At 73.1% G+C, this 17,213-nt stretch carries 16 protein-coding genes; 14 read left to right on the top strand and 2 right to left on the bottom strand.

Annotated elements, in window-relative coordinates; all coding sequences use genetic code 11:
* Positions 1-105: 105 nt before the first annotated feature.
* The 7 genes from AB0A94_RS20345 (at position 106) to AB0A94_RS20315 (ending at position 5,463) form a co-directional block, all read left to right on the top strand.
* Complete coding sequence (locus AB0A94_RS20345; protein ID WP_361746126.1) at positions 106-945, top strand: helix-turn-helix domain-containing protein; 840 nt, start codon at positions 106-108, stop codon at positions 943-945.
* Positions 946-1,038: 93 nt separating this feature from the next.
* Entirely contained in the window at positions 1,039-2,514 is a 1,476-nt protein-coding gene (gene rimO / locus AB0A94_RS20340) for a 30S ribosomal protein S12 methylthiotransferase RimO (protein WP_361746124.1), read from the top strand.
* Positions 2,511-3,395, top strand: a complete 885-nt coding sequence (pgsA, locus tag AB0A94_RS20335; protein WP_361746122.1) for a CDP-diacylglycerol--glycerol-3-phosphate 3-phosphatidyltransferase — start codon at positions 2,511-2,513, stop codon at positions 3,393-3,395. The genes rimO and pgsA overlap by 4 nt, the downstream gene beginning before the upstream one ends.
* A complete protein-coding gene (locus AB0A94_RS20330; protein WP_361746120.1) occupies positions 3,392-3,937 on the top strand; it encodes a CinA family protein in 546 nt (181 codons plus the stop codon). The genes pgsA and AB0A94_RS20330 overlap by 4 nt, the downstream gene beginning before the upstream one ends.
* Positions 3,938-4,046: 109 nt before the next feature.
* The gene (locus AB0A94_RS20325; protein ID WP_003993396.1) at positions 4,047-4,427 is read left to right on the top strand and encodes a helix-turn-helix transcriptional regulator; all 381 of its coding nucleotides are present in this window, start codon (positions 4,047-4,049) and stop codon (positions 4,425-4,427) included.
* Between the two features lie 184 nt (positions 4,428-4,611).
* Positions 4,612-5,082, top strand: coding sequence for a DNA starvation/stationary phase protection protein (locus AB0A94_RS20320; RefSeq protein ID WP_361746118.1), 471 nt, complete (start codon positions 4,612-4,614; stop codon positions 5,080-5,082).
* Positions 5,083-5,208: 126 nt separating this feature from the next.
* Positions 5,209-5,463, top strand: coding sequence for a hypothetical protein (locus tag AB0A94_RS20315; protein ID WP_361746116.1), 255 nt, complete (start codon positions 5,209-5,211; stop codon positions 5,461-5,463).
* Here AB0A94_RS20315 and AB0A94_RS20310 read toward each other — a convergent pair.
* Both AB0A94_RS20310 and AB0A94_RS20305 read right to left on the bottom strand, forming a co-directional pair.
* Positions 5,447-6,256 carry a DNA-formamidopyrimidine glycosylase family protein gene (locus AB0A94_RS20310; protein ID WP_361746114.1) on the bottom strand — a complete coding sequence of 270 codons (810 nt, stop codon included), beginning with the start codon at positions 6,254-6,256 and terminating at the stop codon, positions 5,447-5,449. The two genes, AB0A94_RS20315 and AB0A94_RS20310, sit on opposite strands and share 17 nt — an antisense overlap.
* A gap of 50 nt (positions 6,257-6,306) precedes the next feature.
* On the bottom strand, positions 6,307-11,181 hold the full coding sequence (locus AB0A94_RS20305) for an ATP-dependent helicase (protein WP_361746112.1): 4,875 nt from the start codon (positions 11,179-11,181) through the stop codon (positions 6,307-6,309).
* An 84-nt stretch (positions 11,182-11,265) separates the two neighbouring features.
* On the opposite strand from AB0A94_RS20305, the gene AB0A94_RS20300 reads away from it, so the two are divergent.
* The 7 genes from AB0A94_RS20300 to recX all read left to right on the top strand — a co-directional run bounded on the left by AB0A94_RS20300 (position 11,266) and on the right by recX (position 17,199).
* Entirely contained in the window at positions 11,266-12,264 is a 999-nt protein-coding gene (locus AB0A94_RS20300; protein WP_361746110.1) for an AraC family transcriptional regulator, read from the top strand.
* Positions 12,165-12,881 (top strand): AzlC family ABC transporter permease, encoded by a 717-nt coding sequence (locus tag AB0A94_RS20295; RefSeq protein WP_361746145.1) that lies wholly within the window; start codon positions 12,165-12,167, stop codon positions 12,879-12,881. The genes AB0A94_RS20300 and AB0A94_RS20295 overlap by 100 nt, the downstream gene beginning before the upstream one ends.
* Positions 12,878-13,186 (top strand): AzlD domain-containing protein, encoded by a 309-nt coding sequence (locus tag AB0A94_RS20290; protein ID WP_361746108.1) that lies wholly within the window; start codon positions 12,878-12,880, stop codon positions 13,184-13,186. Before AB0A94_RS20295 ends, AB0A94_RS20290 begins: the two co-directional genes overlap by 4 nt.
* 350 nt (positions 13,187-13,536) lie before the next feature.
* The gene (locus AB0A94_RS20285; protein ID WP_361746106.1) at positions 13,537-13,731 is read left to right on the top strand and encodes a DUF3046 domain-containing protein; all 195 of its coding nucleotides are present in this window, start codon (positions 13,537-13,539) and stop codon (positions 13,729-13,731) included.
* Positions 13,732-13,789: 58 nt separating this feature from the next.
* Positions 13,790-15,052, top strand: coding sequence for an AI-2E family transporter (locus AB0A94_RS20280; protein WP_361746104.1), 1,263 nt, complete (start codon positions 13,790-13,792; stop codon positions 15,050-15,052).
* A 239-nt stretch (positions 15,053-15,291) separates the two neighbouring features.
* A complete protein-coding gene (gene recA / locus AB0A94_RS20275; RefSeq protein ID WP_361746102.1) occupies positions 15,292-16,410 on the top strand; it encodes a recombinase RecA in 1,119 nt (372 codons plus the stop codon).
* 3 nt (positions 16,411-16,413) lie between these two features.
* Positions 16,414-17,199: a recombination regulator RecX gene (gene recX / locus AB0A94_RS20270; RefSeq protein ID WP_361746100.1), complete on the top strand. Its 786-nt coding sequence runs from the start codon at positions 16,414-16,416 to the stop codon at positions 17,197-17,199.
* The last annotated feature ends 14 nt before the right edge of the window (positions 17,200-17,213 follow it).

Raw genomic sequence — 17,213 nt, 5'->3', positions numbered from 1 at the left:
ATTCCGATGGCGTACAAAGTCCTACCGCCCGGTTGCCCCATCCTCTTGTACCCCTCCTAGACTGAACCTCCAGCACAGGCGGCTACACGCTCGAAAGGCGCCCCCGTGTCCATCGGCAACTCCCCTGAAGACGAGCGTCCGTTCGAAGACGTTTCCGAGGAAGCCCGCCCTTCCGTCTCCGTCGGCCGAGCGCTGCAGCAGGCGCGCACAGCCGCCGGGCTCACCGTCGACGACGTCAGTACCGCCACCCGCGTCCGTATCGCGATCGTGCACGCCATCGAGGCGGACGACTTCGCTCCCTGCGGTGGCGACGTCTACGCGCGCGGGCACATCCGGACCCTGGCCAAGGCCGTGGACCTCGATGCGGCCCCGCTGATCGCCCAGTACGAGGCCGAGCACGGCGGCGGCCGTCCGGCCCCGACCCCCGCCGCCCCGCTGTTCGAGGCGGAACGCATCCGTCCGGAGCGGCGCGGCCCCAACTGGACCGCGGCCATGGTCGCCGCGATCGTCGTCGTGATCGGCTTCGTCGGGTTCACGATGGTCAAGGGCGACGACGACGGCGGCAAGGCGAACGTCGCCGAGGACGCCGAGCCCACCAAGTCGCCCTCATCCACCCCCAAGCCCGAGAAGCCCGTCAAGCCCGAGCCGGAACCGTCGGACAGCGCCATCGCCGCCGCCCCGCAGGACAAGGTGACGGTCCAGGTCAGCGCCGTCGACGGACGCAGCTGGATCTTCGTCAAGGACCACAACGGCCGGCAGTTGTTCGACGGACTGCTCAAGCAGGGCGAGTCCAAGACCTTCCAGGACAGCACCAAGATCAACCTGGTCCTCGGTGACGCCGGCGCGATCGACCTGTTCGTGAACGGCAAGAAGATCGAGGACGACTGGCAGCCGGGCGCCGTCGAGCGCCTGACCTACACCAAGGGCGACCCGCAAGCCGGATGAGCCGGCGCAAAGGGTGCTTCGTCGACGGGGTTGGCCATGATCGGCCAACCCCGTCGACGTGGGGCGTCAGCGGGACGAAGTAGTCTTGAGCCCATGCCTGAACGCCGTACCGTCGCACTCGTCACCCTTGGCTGCGCCCGTAACGAGGTGGACTCGGAGGAGCTCGCAGGCCGTTTGGAGGCGGACGGCTGGCAGCTCGTGGAGGACGCCGAGGAAGCGGACGTCGCCGTCGTCAACACCTGTGGCTTCGTCGAGGCCGCCAAGAAGGACTCCGTCGACGCCCTCCTGGAGGCCAATGACCTCAAGGGACACGGGAGAACCCAGGCCGTCGTGGCGGTGGGCTGCATGGCCGAGCGGTACGGCAAGGAACTCGCCGAGGCCCTTCCCGAGGCCGACGGCGTGCTCGGCTTCGACGACTACGCCGACATCTCCGACCGCCTCCAGACCATCCTGAACGGCGGCATCCACGCCTCCCACACCCCGCGCGACCGGCGCAAGCTGCTGCCGATCAGCCCGGCCGAGCGGCAGGACTCCGCCGCCGCCGTCGCCCTTCCGGGACACGGCCCGGTGGACCTGCCCGACGGCCTCGCCCCGGCCTCGGGCCCCCGCGCGCCGCTGCGCCGCCGGCTGGACGGCTCCCCGGTCGCCTCGGTGAAGCTCGCCTCCGGCTGCGACCGGCGCTGCTCCTTCTGCGCCATCCCGTCCTTCCGCGGCTCCTTCATCTCGCGCCGCCCCAGCGACGTGCTGAACGAGACGCGCTGGCTGGCCGAACAGGGCGTGAAGGAGATCATGCTGGTCTCCGAGAACAACACCTCCTACGGCAAGGACCTCGGCGACATCCGCCTCCTCGACTCCCTGCTGCCCGAGCTGGCCGAGGTCGACGGCCTCGAGCGGGTGCGCGTCAGCTACCTCCAGCCGGCCGAGATGCGGCCCGGCCTGATCGACGTGCTGACCTCCACCCCGAAGGTCGCCCCCTACTTCGACCTGTCCTTCCAGCACTCCGCGCCCGACGTGCTGCGCGCGATGCGCCGCTTCGGCGACACCGACCGGTTCCTGGAACTGCTCGACACGATCCGGAGCAAGGCGCCCCAGGCCGGTGTGCGCTCCAACTTCATCGTCGGCTTCCCCGGCGAGTCCGCGGCCGACCTCGCCGAACTGGAGCGGTTCCTGAACCACGCGCGGCTGGACGCCATCGGTGTCTTCGGCTACTCCGACGAGGAGGGCACCGAGGCGGCGACGTACGACCGCAAGCTGGACGAGGAGGTCGTCGCCGAGCGGCTGGCCCGGGTCTCCCGGCTGGCCGAGGAACTGGTCTCGCAGCGCGCCGAGGAGCGGGTCGGTGAGACCGTGCACGTGCTGGTGGAGTCCGTCGACGAGACGGAGGGCGTGTACGGCCGGGGAGCGCACCAGGCGCCCGAGACGGACGGCCAGGTGCTGCTCACGAGCGGCGAGGGGCTGAGCGTCGGCCGTATGGTCGAGGCGAAGGTGGTCGGCACGGAAGGTGTCGACCTGGTGGCCGAGCCGCTGTTCCAGGGTTCGCCCGCGTGTAGTGAGGAGGCGGGCAGATGACGGGTGTCCCGGCATCGGCGGCAGGAGGCCCCTCCGGCGCGAGGAGGGCGGCGGGCACCGCACCCGGAGGCCTGCCGGTGTCCGGCCGCGCGGTCGCGCGGGAGGCACGGGGCACGGCTCCGGGGTCGCCCGGCGGCGGACCGGCCCGGCGCGGTGCGTCCGGCCGTGGCCCGGCCGTGGCCCGGACGCACGGCGACGAGGCGGTGGCGGCCACCGCGTCCCGTGACGGTGTCGAAGCCGGGGACGGGGCCAGGCCCGCGCGCGGCGCGAAGATCGCGGCGGCGGCCGTCAACCAGGCCAGCGTCTGGAACATCGCCAACCTGCTGACCATGCTCCGGCTGCTCCTGGTGCCGGCGTTCGTCATGCTGATGCTCGCCGAGGGCGGATACGACCCGGCGTGGCGGTCGTTCGCCTGGGCGGCCTTCGCCATCGCCATGATCACCGACCTGTTCGACGGCCATCTGGCGCGCACGTACAACCTCGTCACCGATTTCGGGAAGATCGCCGACCCCATCGCCGACAAGGCGATCATGGGAGCGGCGCTGATCTGTCTCTCCTCGCTGGGCGATCTCCCGTGGTGGGTCACCGGAGTCATCCTCGGCCGGGAACTCGGGATCACCCTGCTGCGTTTCCTGGTCATTCGCTACGGCGTGATCCCGGCCAGCCGAGGGGGCAAGCTCAAGACCCTCACCCAGGGCATTGCCGTCGGTATGTACGTACTGGCGCTGACGGGGTGGCTGGCCACACTGCGGTGGTGGGTGATGGCCGCGGCGGTCGTGCTGACCGTGGCGACCGGACTCGACTATGTGAAACAGGCCATTGTGCTGCGCAGGCAGGGAATCGCCGAGCGCAAGGCGGCGTTGGAGGAGACGGAAGCGTGAGTTCCGAGGCCACCGAGGTGGTGCGACTACTCACTGTGAACGGTGGAACGCTCGCCGTCGCCGAGTCGCTGACCGGTGGTCTGGTGGCGGCCGAGATCACTTCGGTGCCCGGGGCGTCCAAGGTCTTCCGGGGTTCGGTGACGGCGTACGCCACCGAACTCAAGCAGCGACTGCTCGGTGTGGACGCCGCCCTGCTGGCGCAGCGCGGAGCGGTGGACCCGCAGGTGGCGGCCCAGATGGCGGCCGGTGTCCGCGAGGCGCTGGGTGCCGACTGGGGCATCGCCACCACCGGCGTCGCCGGTCCCGATCCCCAGGACGGCCAAGCTGTCGGCACGGTTTTCGTGGCCGTGGACGGCCCCGCGGGGACGGGAACGGGTTCTGCCCGCGGCGGAAAAGTGGGGCATCTGCGGTTGAACGGCGACCGCGCGGAAATTCGTATGGAGAGTGTACGGAGCGTACTCGCACTGCTTCTGAGGGAGCTTGCGGGCGAACAGACCGGGAATGAGCGGGCACAGGATACGGAACGGAACGGGGGGTTTTGATGTTTGCAGCCCTGAGTGAACACGACATCGCTCCCCGCACGGCCGCGGCGCAAGGCGGTACGGTGGGGCGAGAAGGATGCGGCTACGCGGTCCGAGGAGGGAGCCACCGATGATTCTGCTCCGTCGCCTGCTGGGTGACGTGCTGCGTCGGCAGCGCCAACGCCAGGGCCGTACTCTGCGCGAAGTCTCCTCGTCCGCCCGAGTCTCACTCGGCTATCTCTCCGAGGTGGAGCGGGGGCAGAAGGAGGCTTCCTCCGAGCTGCTCTCCGCCATCTGCGACGCGCTGGACGTACGGATGTCCGAGCTCATGCGGGAAGTGAGCGACGAGCTCGCTCTCGCCGAACTGGCCCAGTCTGCTGCAGCGACCCCCAGCGAGCCCGTACCCACGCCGGTTCGTCCGATGCTGGGTTCCGTCTCGGTGACCGGTGTGCCACCGGAACGGGTGACCATCAAGGCGCCCGCCGAGGCGGTGGACGTCGTCGCCGCGTGAGCGCGGTGTTCCGCGCACGCGTGGTGTGAAGGTGTGAGATGCCCCGGTAGGGGCCCTTCCGGAGGATCCGGAGGGGCGCTGCCGGGGTTTTCGCATGCGCGGGCCTTCTCCGGTGCGTTTGCCGGTGCGGTGCCTGGCGGTCATCGTGGAGGGACGAGGCGGGGGGCCAGCCACGGAGGTGCGGATGTACGTCGTGAAGAGCCCGTTGTCCGACGCGAACCTGAAGACCGTGTCCGAGGCACTGCAGGGCGCCCTGGTCGACCTGGTGGATCTCGCCCTGGTGGCCAAACAGATCCACTGGAACGTGGTCGGGCAACGCTTCCGCTCCGTGCATCTCCAGCTCGATGAGGTCGTGGCCCTGGCGCGTACGCACTCCGACACCGTGGCGGAGCGCGCCGCGGCACTGGGGGTCTCGCCCGACGGGCGTGCCGCGACGGTGGCCGTCGGCAGCGGCATCGGGGTGACGCCCGAGGGCTGGGTCGACGACACGGCCGCCGTGGGTGCGCTCGTGGAGGCACTGGGCGCGGTGATCGCCCGTATGCGGGAGCGGGTCACGGTGACCGCCGAACCGGACCCGGTGAGCCAGGACATCCTGATCGCGATCACCGCGGACCTGGAGAAGCAGCACTGGATGTTCCAGGCCGAGAACGGGTGACGTGGTCTCGGAGGGCCGCGGGGCCCTCGAGGGGAGAACCGGGGATCGGGATGCGCCCGTGTGCCCTTGGTGCGCCCTGTGCGCGGGGGCGAGCGGTCTCATAGCGTCGGCGCGGGGGTGGGGGCCGTGACGACGGGGCGGGTGCTGCGCCGGGGGGCCGTTCTGGGGTTCGGGGTGCTGTGGTGGTGGGCGGTGGCGCGACTGCTGCTGGTACCCGACCCCGGGGTGGTGGAAGGGGCGGTCGCGGCCGGCGGGTGGGGACTCAGTCTGCTGCCGGTGCACTGCATGCCCAAGGCGCGGGCGGAGGGAGCGCTCGCGGCGGGGCGGTGGCGGCGGGCGTGGCGGGTGAGCACCGTGCGTCGGTTCACCGACGGGGAGTGAACGGAGCAGGGCCCGGCTGGCAGGCGGGGCACCAGTAGGTGGGGCGCTCGCGGGAGCCGTCGCCCTGGTCGGCGAGGCGGACGAGGGTGCGGCAGCGCAGGCAGGGGCGGCGGGCGCGGCCGTACACGAACAGGTCCTGGCCGCGGCGGCCCGTGGTGTTGCGGACCGGGCGCTCGCGGTTGAACTCCAGCAGTCTCCTGGCGAGTTCCGGCAGCTTCGCGGACCGGTCGGCGGGCAGCTCGCCCACGGGGAGCCAGGGGGTGACACCGAGGAGGAAGCACAGCTCGCTCTTGAAGACATTGCCGATTCCGGCGAGGTTCCGCTGGTCCAGCAGGGCCTCACCGAGGGGGCGGGCCGGGTCCTTCAGGAGGTTGGCCAGCGCGAGGCCGGGGTCCCAGTCCGGGCCGAGGAGGTCGGGGCCGAGATGACCGACCGCGCGGTCCTCGTCGGTGGTGCGCATCAGTTCCAGGACGGGGAGCCGGTAGCCGACGGCCGTGCGGCCGGCGTTGCCGAGGACGGCGCGGATCTGGTGGGCGGGGCCGCCGTTCCAGCGCTGCCCGGGCGTGTACACCCGCCAGGAGCCGTCCATCCTCAGGTGCGAGTGCAGCGTCAGGCCGCCTTCGACGCGGGCCAACAGATGCTTGCCGCGTGGGGTGACGTCCAGCACGGCGCGGCCGGTGAGGTCGGCCGTGGCGAACCTCGGCACCCGGAGGTCGCTGCGGGTCAGCACCTCGCCGGCCAATGCGTCGTGCAGCCGCCGCGCGGCCTGCCAGACCGTGTCTCCTTCGGGCATGCGTCAAGGGTGGCACGTCGGGCGCCCGGACCGGGGGTGCCGGCTGAGGGTCAGGCGCGCAGGCGCAGGCCTCTGGGCGTGGCGACGAAGCCGGCGGTCTCCAGGAGGGCGCCCAGCGGAGACGTCAGTGCCGAGGCCCCGTTGACGCGCTCCACGGTGACCGTGCCGAGGGAGCCCGCGCGGGCGGCCGCAGCGAGGGCCTCGGCGGCGGCCGGGAGACGCGGATCGTCGGAGGGTTCGGCGTCGGCGTCGGCGGGCCAGGCCAGCAGCGTCTTGCCGCCGCGCTCCATGTAGAGCGTCAGCTCGCCGTCCACCAGCACCACCAGGGAGCCCGCCTTGCGGCCGGGTTTGTGCCCGGCGCCGGTCGGCGGCTCGGGCCAACCCAAGGCGGCACCGTAGGCGTTCGCCGGGTCGGAGGCGGCCAGGACCACGGCGCGTGCGGCGCGGTCCGCACCGGTACGGCGGCCGGCGAAGGGGTCGTACGCGGGACGCCCGCCGTTTTGCCGGGGCGGAGGGGACTGCTGCGGGGCCAGGTCGCGCGGGGAGACGTAGTCGCCCGGTGAGAGGCGGGGGTACGGCGGGTCGTCCCGGCCGGGGAAGCCGCCGTGGTCCAAGGCGGTCCCGAAGGGGTCGGGACCGGCGTCGAAGGGGCCGGGCGTGCCCGGGGCAGGGAGGGCGTCGCCCCGCTCGCGGGCGCCGGCCGCCGCGCGGAGGCGGTCCACGGCTCCGTCCATCGCGAACTGGGCGGCGCCCAGCCCCTCCACCACATAGCCGCGACGTGCCTGCCCCGTCTCCTCGAAGGCGGACAGCACGCGGTACACCGCCGAGAAGCCGCCCTCGACGCCCTCCGCGGAGACGGCGCCCCGGGTCACCACACCGTGCCGGTCGAGCAGGGTGCGGGCCAGGGCGTGGGCGCGGACCGTGGCGTCGGTGTCCCGGTCCGGGAGCAGGGACCAGCGGCCCGCGACGGTCGGCGGGCCGGTGCGGGAGGCGCTGCGGGCGGCCGCCGTGAGCGAGCCGTAGCGTCCGCGCGGGACGGAGCGCTTCGCGCGGTGGGCGGTGGAGCCCGCGGTGCGGCCCGATCCCAGCAGGGAGCGCAGGGGCGTGAGCGTGTCGTTGGTCAGCCGCCCGGACCAGGCGAGGTCCCACAGGGCGTCGGCCAGCTGGGGATCGGTGGCGTCGGGGTGCGTGGTGGCGCGGACCTGGTCGGCGATCTGACGGAAGAACAGGCCGTAGCCGCCGGAGAGGGCGTCCAGGACGGACCGGTGGAGGGCGGTCGGCTCCAGGGGGTGCGGGGGCGGCAGGAGCAGCGGGGCCGCGTCCGCGAGGTAGAGGGAGACCCAGCCGTCCTTCCCGGGCAGCGAACCGGCACCCGCCCACACCACCTCCCCGGCGGCCGTCAGCTCGTCCAGCATCGCCGGGGAGTAGTCCGTCACCCGGGACGGCAGGACCAGCTCCTCCAGGGCGGACGCGGGCACCGAGGAGCCCTGCAACTGCTCGACGGCGCGCAGCAGGCCGTCGACGCCGCGCAGGGAGTGCCCCCTGCCGATGTGCTGCCACTGGGGGAGGAACTGGGCGAGCGCGGGTGGCGGCACCGGCTCCAGTTCGTGCCGCAGCGCGGCCAGGGAGCGGCGGCGCAGCCGGCGCAGTACGGCCGCGTCGCACCACTCCTGCCCGATGCCGGCCGGATGGAACTCGCCCTGGACGACCCGGCCCGCCGCCGAGAGCCGCTGCAGGGCGCCCTCGGTGACCGCCACACCCAGACCGAAACGGGCCGCCGCCGTCGCCGACGTGAACGGGCCGTGGGTGCGCGCGTACCGTGCGAGGAGGTCGCCGAGGGGGTCCTTGACCGGCTCGGTGAACGCCTCCGGCACGCCGACCGGCAGCGCCGTGCCCAGCGCGTCGCGCAGCCGGCCGGCGTCCTCGACCGCCGCCCAGTGGTCGGCGCCGGCCACCCGCACCCGGATGGCGCGCCGCGCGGAGGCGAGGTCCCGCGCCCACTGCGGTTCGGCGCCCCGCTCGGCGAGTTCGGCGTCGGTGAGCGGGCCCAGCAGCCGCAGCAGGTCGGCCACGCCCTCCGCGTCCTTGACGCGCCGGTCCTCGGTGAGCCACTGCAGCTCGCGCTCCAGCTCGGTCAGCACCTCGGCGTCGAGCAGCTCGCGCAGCTCCGCCTGGCCGAGCAGCTCGGCCAGCAGCCGCGAGTCCAGCGAAAGGGCGGCGGCGCGGCGCTCGGCGAGCGGGGAGTCGCCCTCGTACAGGAACTGGGCGACGTAGCCGAAGAGGAGGGAGCGGGCGAACGGGGACGGCTCGGGGGTGGTGACCTCGACCAGCCGCACCTTGCGCGCCTCCAGGTCACCCATCAGCTCGACGAGCCCGGGCACGTCGAAGACGTCCTGGAGGCACTCGCGGACGGCTTCGAGGACGATCGGGAACGAGCCGAACTCGCCGGCCACCTGGAGCAGCTGTGAGGCACGCTGGCGCTGCTGCCACAGCGGCGTGCGCCGGCCGGGGTTGCGGCGCGGCAGCAGCAGCGCGCGGGCGGCGCACTCGCGGAACCGGGACGCGAACAGCGCCGAGCCGCCCACCTGGTCGGTGACGACCTGGTCGACCTCGCCCTTGTCGAAGACGACGTCGGCCGCGCCCACGGGGGCCTGGTCCGCGTCGTACTCGGTGCCGGCCCTCACCGGCTCCTGGTCGAGCAGGTCGAGGCCCAGCAGGTCGGCGTCCGGCAGGCGCAGCACGATGCCGTCGTCGGCGTGCATCACCTGGGCGTCCATGCCGTACCGCTCGGAGAGGCGGGCGCCGAGCGCGAGCGCCCACGGGGCGTGCACCTGGGCGCCGAACGGGGAGTGCACGACGACCCGCCAGTCGCCCAGTTCGTCGCGGAAGCGCTCCACGACGATGGTGCGGTCGTCGGGGACGTGGCCGCAGGCCTCGCGCTGTTCGTCGAGGTAGGACAGGACGTTGTCCGCGGCCCAGGCGTCCAGTCCCGCCGCCAGGAGCCGCAGCCGGGCGTCGTCCCCGGACAGCGAGCCCACCTCGCGCAGGAACGCGCCCACCGCGCGGCCGAGCTCCAGCGGCCGGCCCAGCTGGTCGCCCTTCCAGAACGGCAGCCGGCCCGGCACGCCCGGCGCCGGGGAGACCAGCACCCGGTCGCGCGTGATGTCCTCGATGCGCCACGAACTGGTGCCGAGCGTGAAGACGTCGCCCACCCGGGACTCGTAGACCATCTCCTCGTCCAGCTCGCCGACCCGGCCGCCGCCCTTCTTGGGGTCGGCGCCCGCCAGGAACACCCCGAAGAGGCCGCGGTCGGGGATCGTGCCCCCGGAGGTGACGGCCAGGCGCTGGGCGCCGGGGCGGCCGGTGATCTCGCCCGTGACCCGGTCCCACACCACGCGCGGGCGCAGCTCCGCGAAGGCGTCGGACGGGTAGCGGCCGGCGAGCATGTCCAGGACGGCCGTGAAGGCGGACTCGGGCAGGGAGGCGAAGGGCGCCGCGCGGCGGACCACGGCGAGCAGGTCGTCGAGCTGCCAGGTGTCCATGGCCGTCATGGCGACGAGCTGCTGGGCCAGCACGTCCAGGGGGTTCGCGGGGACGCGCAGGGACTCGATGGCGCCCGTGCGCATCCGCTCGGTGACCACGGCGGCCTGCACCAGGTCGCCCCGGTACTTCGGGAACACCACGCCCGTGGAGACCGCGCCCACCTGGTGCCCCGCGCGGCCGACGCGCTGGAGCCCGGAGGCGACGGACGGCGGCGACTCGACCTGGACCACCAGGTCGACGGCGCCCATGTCGATGCCCAGCTCCAGGCTGGAGGTGGCGACCACCGCGGGCAGCCGGCCCGCCTTGAGGTCCTCCTCGACCAGGGAGCGCTGCTCCTTGGACACCGAGCCGTGATGGGCGCGCGCGATGACCGCGGGCGCGCCCTGGGCGGACCCGGAGCCGCCCATCAGCTCGGCGGGGGAGTGGTGCTCGTCCAGGGGTTCGCCGGTGGCCCGCTCGTAGGCGATCTCGTTGAGCCGGTTGCACAGCCGCTCCGCGAGGCGGCGGGAGTTCGCGAACACGATCGTCGAGCGGTGCGCCTGCACCAGGTCGGCGATCCGTTCCTCGACGTGCGGCCAGATCGACGGGCGCTCGGCGCCCTCCGAGCCGTCGGCGACCGGGGAGCCGCCCAGCTCGCCCAGGTCCTCGACCGGCACCACCACGGACAGGTCGAACTCCTTGCCCGACTCCGGCTGGACGATCTCCACCTTGCGGCGGGGGGAGAGGAACCGGGCGACCTCGTCGACCGGGCGCACCGTCGCCGAGAGGCCGATGCGGCGGGCCGGACGGGGCAGCAGCTCGTCCAGCCGCTCCAGGGAGAGCGCGAGGTGCGCGCCGCGCTTGGTGCCGGCGACCGCGTGCACCTCGTCCAGGATCACGGTCTCCACGCCCGTCAGCGCGTCGCGCGTGGCGGACGTCAGCATCAGGAACAGGGACTCGGGCGTGGTGATCAGGATGTCCGGCGGGCGGGTGGCCAGGGCGCGCCGCTCGGCGGGCGGGGTGTCGCCGGAGCGGATGCCGACCCTCACCTCGGGCTCGGGCAGCCCCAGGCGCACGGACTCCTGGCGGATGCCGGTCAGCGGGCTGCGGAGGTTGCGCTCGACGTCCACGGCCAGGGCCTTCAGCGGCGAGACGTACAGGACCCGGCAGCGCTTCCTGGGGTCGGCGGGCGGCGGCGTGGAGGCCAGCTGGTCCAGGGCGGCGAGGAAGGCGGCCAGGGTCTTCCCGGAACCGGTGGGGGCGACCACCAGCACGTCCGAACCCTCCCCGATGGCCCGCCACGCCCCGGCCTGGGCGGCGGTGGGTGCGGAGAAAGCCCCCGTGAACCAGCCGCGGGTCGCGGGGGAGAAGCCGTCCAGGGCTCGGTGCGGATCGCTGACCATGCGTCCATCGTGCACCCGGCCACTGACAATCGGGCCGAGCCGGGGACGGACGGGGGCGTTCGGTGACCGCGTGACAATGGCCGTATGGCGGAATCGCGCGGGGAGCGGGCGCGGCACTGGCGGTACGACGAACTGCCCGGTGTCGATCTGCTGCGTGCCCGGTACATACGGAAGACGTTCGTCCGGCACACCCACGAGCACTTCGTGATCGCCGCCATCGCCGACGGGGCGGAGGTCTTCCACCACGGCGGCGGTGACGTGTACGCGGGCGCCGGGTCCCTGGCCCTGGTGAACCCGGACACCCCGCACACCGGCCGGGCGGGCGTTCCCGAGGGCTGGCGGTACGGGGCGGTGTACCCGTCGCCCGAGGTGGTGGCCGCCATCGCCGCCGAGACCACCACGCTGCGCGGCACACCGGGATTCGTGACGCCGGTGCTCGACGACCCGTACACCGTCCACCTCGTGCACCAGGTGCTGCGGGCCACCGACGAGGGCAACGCGCTCGCCGCCGACACCCTGCTCCGGGTCGCGGTGACCCGGCTGCTGCGGCTGAACGGCGGGACGCTGCCGCGACGCGAGGTGCGCACGGCGGGCGCCCGGATCGCGGCACGCGCGCGTGCCGTGCTGGAGGAGCGGATGGCCGACCCGCCGACGCTGGAGCGGCTGGCCGGTGAGCTGGGCACCGGCCCGTTCGCGCTGCTGCGCGCCTTCCGGGACACCTACGGGATGCCGCCGCACACCTGGCTCACCGACGCGCGCGTGCGGCGGGCACGGCGGCTGCTGGACGCGGGGACGGCACCGTCGGAGGCGGCCGTCGCGGTCGGCTTCACCGACCAGCCGCATCTGAACCGGCACTTCGGCCGGATCGTCGGCGTGCCCCCGGGGGCGTACCAGCGCGAGCGCAAGAACGTACAAGACGCGCGGGGCGGCACGCCCGTACGGTCCGGGGCGTGGCAGTGGAACGGACAGAAGCGCTCGCAGACATACGGGACGACGGAGGAGGAAAGCCGGACGGTGCCGTCGTACGGGACGCCCTCGGCGTCGGGATCGCCGTCGGACTCTCCGGGTTCGCCTTCGGCGTGACCTCGGCGGGCAGCGGGCTCACCCTGCTCCAGACCTGTGCGCTCAGCCTCCTGGTGTTCACCGGCGCCTCCCAGTTCGCTCTGGTGGGGGCGTTGGCGGCGGGCGGAGGGCCGTTCACGGCCGCCGCGGGGGCGTTCTTCCTGGGGGTGCGCAACGCGTTCTACGGGCTGCGGCTGTCGCAGCTGCTCGCGTTGCCCCGCGCGGTGCGGCCGTTCGCCGCCCAGTGGGTGATCGACGAGACGACCGCCGTCTCGCTCGCCCAGCCCGGCCGGCGCAGCGCGCGCATCGGGTTCCTGGTGACCGGGCTCAGCCTGTACCTCCTGTGGAACCTCACCACACTGCTCGGCGCACTGGGCGCCGAGGCCATCGGGGACACCGACGCGTGGGGGCTGGACGCGGCCGGCCCCGCGGTCTTCCTGGCGCTCCTCGCGCCGATGCTGCGCACCGGCACCGAGCGGACCGTCGCCGGGCTCGCCGTTCTCCTGGGGCTGGGCCTGCTGCCCGTGCTGCCGGCCGGTGTGCCGGTCCTGGTGGCCGCGCTCGCGGCACCGGCCGTCCTGTGGGCGCGGGGCCGGAAGAGCGCCTCGCGCGGTGACACGGCGGAGGGGGACCGTTGAACATCTGGATCGCGATCGGTGTGACCGCCGTCGGATGCTACGCCGTCAAGCTCGCGGGGTTGCTGGTGCCCGCCGGGGTCCTCGAACGGCCCCTCGTCAGGCGTCTCGCCGCGCTCCTTCCGGTCGCCCTGCTCGCCGCACTGACCGCCCAGCAGACCTTCTCCGACGGCCGGGCCCTGGCCTTCGACGCACGGGCGGCGGGCGTGGCGGCCGCCGCCGTGGCGCTGGTTCTGCGCGCTCCGTTCCTGGTCGTCGTCGGAGCCGCGGTCGTGGTGACGGCGGGGGTGCGGGCGCTGGGCGGGTGAGGCGGTGGGCACGGTGCCCGGCGGTGCCGCGTACGGCGCCTGGTGGTGCCGCCTGATCTGTCGGCACCGGGTTACCCGGGCGGTGCGACCGCTGGCCGGAGGCGGGTTTCACTCACCCGCGTTCGCGGGGTGCCGCCGCGCCCGCCCGTGCCGCCCCAGCGGCACGGCTGCCCGTGGCTGCGGCGGCAGTGCGGCCGTACGCCGTCAGGGTGTGGAGGGCTTCGATCGTCATCAGTGGGGCGGGCCTCCGGGGCGGCTCCGGTGCCGACGGTGGGGCCGACCGCGGGCGGAAAGCGGCACCGGCGGGCGGCCCGGCCCGGGGGCACCTTCGCAGGCGGGATACTGGGCGCATGCGGTTGACGGTTTTCTGGGAGCGGATGGCGGAGCACTTCGGTGCGGGCTATGCCGACACCTTCGCGCGCGACCATGTCATGTCCGAGCTCGGCGGGCGCACCGTGCACGAGGCGCTGGCGGCCGGCTGGAGCGCCAAGGACGTCTGGCAGGTGGTCTGCACGGTCATGAACGTCCCCGCGGAGAAGCGCTGATCGTCACAGAGACCGCCGGTGGCGCATGGCTGCCGCCGGCGTGGGCGAGACTTGGTCCGTGGCATCCACTGACGAGACCGGGCAGGCGGCCCGGCAGCCCACCACGCCCGGCGCGCAGCCGCCCGCCGGGCCTCCGGTGGCCCCCATATCCGGGCCGGGCGCCCGCATGCCGCGCTGGCTGCCGCGCGCCATGGTGCTCGCCCTCGCCCTGTTCGCCGTGTTCCAGCTGGGCAGCTGGGCCTTCCACCAGCTCATCGGCCTGCTGATCAACATCCTCATCGCGTTCTTCCTGGCGCTCGCCGTCGAGCCCGCAGTGAGCTGGATGGCCGCGCGGGGGGTGCGCCGGGGCCTGGGCACCTTCCTCGTCTTCCTGGGCGTGCTGGTCGCGGCGGCGGGCTTCGTCACGCTGCTCGGGTCCATGCTGGCGGGACAGATTATCAAGATCGTCGAGGACTTCCCGGACTACCTCGACTCCGTGATCAACTGGATCAACACGCACTTCCACACCGAGCTGCGGCGCGTGGACATCCAGGAGGGACTGCTGCGCTCCGACTGGCTGCGCAACTACGTCCAGAACAGCGCCACCGGTGTCCTGGACGTCTCCGCGCAGGTCCTCGGCGGTCTCTTCCAGCTGCTGACCGTCGGTCTGTTCTCGTTCTACTTCGCCGCCGACGGCCCGCGACTGCGGCGCACCGTCTGCTCCCTGCTGCCGCCCGCCCGGCAGGCCGAGGTGTTGCGCGCGTGGGAGATCGCCGTGAACAAGACGGGCGGCTACCTCTACTCGCGCGGACTGATGGCACTGGCTTCCGGCCTGGCGCACTACGTCCTGCTGGAGTTCCTCGAGGTGCCCTACGCGCCCGTCCTCGCCGTGTGGGTGGGCCTGGTGTCGCAGTTCATCCCCACCATCGGCACCTATCTCGCGGGCGCCCTGCCCATGCTGATCGCCTTCACGGTCGATCCCTGGTACGCGCTGTGGGTGCTGATCTTCGTGGTGATCTACCAGCAGTTCGAGAACTACGTGCTGCAGCCCAAGCTGACCTCCAAGACCGTCGACATCCACCCGGCGGTCGCCTTCGGCTCGGTCGTCGCGGGCACCGCCCTGCTCGGTGCCGTTGGCGCACTGATCGCCATCCCCGCCATTGCCACCCTCCAGGCGTTCCTGGGTGCGTACGTGCGGCGGTACGACGTCACGGACGACCCCCGTGTGCTCGGCCACCGCGGCCCCGGCGGGCCGGGCGCACTCACCCGCCTCCGTCGTCTGCGGGTCCGCCGGCCGGACGCGGCGCGGGCCCGCGGCGAAGACACCGGGGCGGCCTCCTGAGGGCGGCCGTCCGCGCGACACACAGGACTGTGGTGCCGTGTGACGCGCTTGACACAAAAATCGAACATCCATTCTCATGGAAGCGCCGGTGAGGCTCAACGGCGGGTGTTGTGTCCTGATTCGAGCGAGAATGCACCCCCGTTATCCACAGGCCGGACGTGCGTCGGGGCGCGTTGTCAGTGGCAGGCGTTAGCGTCTTTGACGTGAAGCGATCGAATCAAGCAAATCGGGTGGAACCCATGGCAGGAACCGACCGCGAGAAGGCGCTCGACGCCGCGCTCGCACAGATTGAACGGCAATTCGGCAAGGGCGCGGTCATGCGCATGGGTGACCGGACGAACGAGCCCATCGAGGTCATCCCGACCGGGTCGACCGCGCTCGACGTGGCCCTCGGCGTCGGCGGCCTGCCGCGCGGCCGTGTGGTGGAGATCTACGGACCGGAGTCCTCCGGCAAGACGACCCTGACCCTGCACGCGGTGGCGAACGCGCAGAAGGCCGGCGGCCAGGTCGCCTTCGTGGACGCGGAGCACGCCCTCGACCCCGAGTACGCGAAGAAGCTCGGCGTCGACATCGACAACCTGATCCTGTCCCAGCCGGACAACGGCGAGCAGGCCCTGGAGATCGTGGACATGCTGGTCCGCTCCGGCGCCCTCGACCTCATCGTCATCGACTCCGTCGCCGCGCTCGTCCCGCGCGCGGAGATCGAGGGCGAGATGGGCGACAGCCACGTGGGTCTGCAGGCCCGCCTGATGAGCCAGGCCCTGCGGAAGATCACCAGCGCCCTCAACCAGTCCAAGACCACCGCGATCTTCATCAACCAGCTCCGCGAGAAGATCGGCGTGATGTTCGGCTCCCCGGAGACCACGACCGGTGGCCGCGCGCTGAAGTTCTACGCCTCGGTGCGTATCGACATCCGTCGCATCGAGACCCTGAAGGACGGCACCGAGGCGGTCGGCAACCGCACCCGCTGCAAGGTCGTCAAGAACAAGGTAGCGCCGCCCTTCAAGCAGGCCGAGTTCGACATCCTCTACGGCCAGGGCATCAGCCGCGAGGGCGGCCTGATCGACATGGGCGTGGAGCACGGCTTCGTCCGCAAGGCCGGCGCCTGGTACACGTACGAGGGCGACCAGCTCGGCCAGGGCAAGGAGAACGCCCGCAACTTCCTGAAGGACAACCCCGACCTCGCCAACGAGATCGAGAAGAAGATCCTGACGAAGCTGGGCGTCGGCGTACGGCCCGAGGAGCCCGCCGCCGAGCCGGGCGCGGACGCCCCGGGCACCGCTCCGGCCGAGCCGGCCGCGGTACCGGCCCCGGCGGCCAAGGCCACCAAGACCAAGGCCGCGGCGGCCAAGAGCTGACCCGTGACGCGACGAACCGACTGGGCCGAGTACGAGCTCGCCGCCTCCGGTGCCCCACGGGGGAGGGGCACCGAGGGCGGCGACGGCTCAGCCGTGGACGGTGACGCGGCGTACGGCGACACCACCGGCGGGGGCGGCCCCCGCGGCGGGGGTGGCGCACGGGCGGGCGGCCCGCGTGACGGCGGGCCGCGCGGTGGACGCGGACGCAGACGCCGGACCTCCGGCGAGGCGGCCGCGGAGGACGGGGGCGCCTCCTCCTCGTCGAGGGCCGAACGGGAGGAGCCTCCGGCGGATCCGGTCGAGCGGGCGCGGGCGATCTGCCTGCGCCTGCTCACCGGGACCCCGCGCACCCGGAAACAGCTCGCCGACGCCCTGCGCAAGCGGGAGATCCCGGACGAGGCCGCCGAAGAGGTGCTGTCCCGGTTCGAGGAGGTCGGACTGATCAACGACAGCGCCTTCGCGGACGCCTGGGTGGAGTCCCGGCACCACGGCCGGGGGCTCGCCCGGCGCGCGCTCGCCCAGGAGCTGCGTACCAAAGGGGTCGACCCCACGCTGATCGACGCGGCCGTCTCCCAGCTCGACTCCGAGCAGGAGGAGGCGACCGCCCGGGAGCTGGTCGCCCGCAAGCTGCGCGCCACCCGCGGACTCGACCGCGACAAGCGGCTCCGCCGCCTCGCCGGCATGCTCGCCCGCAAGGGCTACCCCGAGGGCCTCGCCCTGCGCGTCGTCCGGCAGGCGCTGGAGGAGGAGGGCGAGGACACGGAGTTCCTCGGCGACGAGGGGGTCTGAGACGGCGCGGAGCC

This window comes from Streptomyces sp. NPDC044984 (assembly GCF_040646935.1).
Classification (GTDB): Bacteria; Actinomycetota; Actinomycetes; order Streptomycetales; family Streptomycetaceae; genus Streptomyces.
This window is presented reverse-complemented; position numbering and strand designations above follow the sequence as displayed.

Coding starts and splice junctions, on each gene's coding strand:
- rimO (WP_361746124.1), top strand. CDS start 1,039: ATGCCTGAACGCCGTACCGTCGCACTCGTCACCCTTGGCTGCGCCCGT.
- pgsA (WP_361746122.1), top strand. CDS start 2,511: ATGACGGGTGTCCCGGCATCGGCGGCAGGAGGCCCCTCCGGCGCGAGG.
- AB0A94_RS20325 (WP_003993396.1), top strand. CDS start 4,047: ATGATTCTGCTCCGTCGCCTGCTGGGTGACGTGCTGCGTCGGCAGCGC.
- AB0A94_RS20320 (WP_361746118.1), top strand. CDS start 4,612: ATGTACGTCGTGAAGAGCCCGTTGTCCGACGCGAACCTGAAGACCGTG.
- AB0A94_RS20310 (WP_361746114.1), bottom strand. CDS start 6,256: ATGCCCGAAGGAGACACGGTCTGGCAGGCCGCGCGGCGGCTGCACGAC.
- AB0A94_RS20305 (WP_361746112.1), bottom strand. CDS start 11,181: ATGGTCAGCGATCCGCACCGAGCCCTGGACGGCTTCTCCCCCGCGACC.
- AB0A94_RS20300 (WP_361746110.1), top strand. CDS start 11,266: ATGGCGGAATCGCGCGGGGAGCGGGCGCGGCACTGGCGGTACGACGAA.
- AB0A94_RS20285 (WP_361746106.1), top strand. CDS start 13,537: ATGCGGTTGACGGTTTTCTGGGAGCGGATGGCGGAGCACTTCGGTGCG.
- recA (WP_361746102.1), top strand. CDS start 15,292: ATGGCAGGAACCGACCGCGAGAAGGCGCTCGACGCCGCGCTCGCACAG.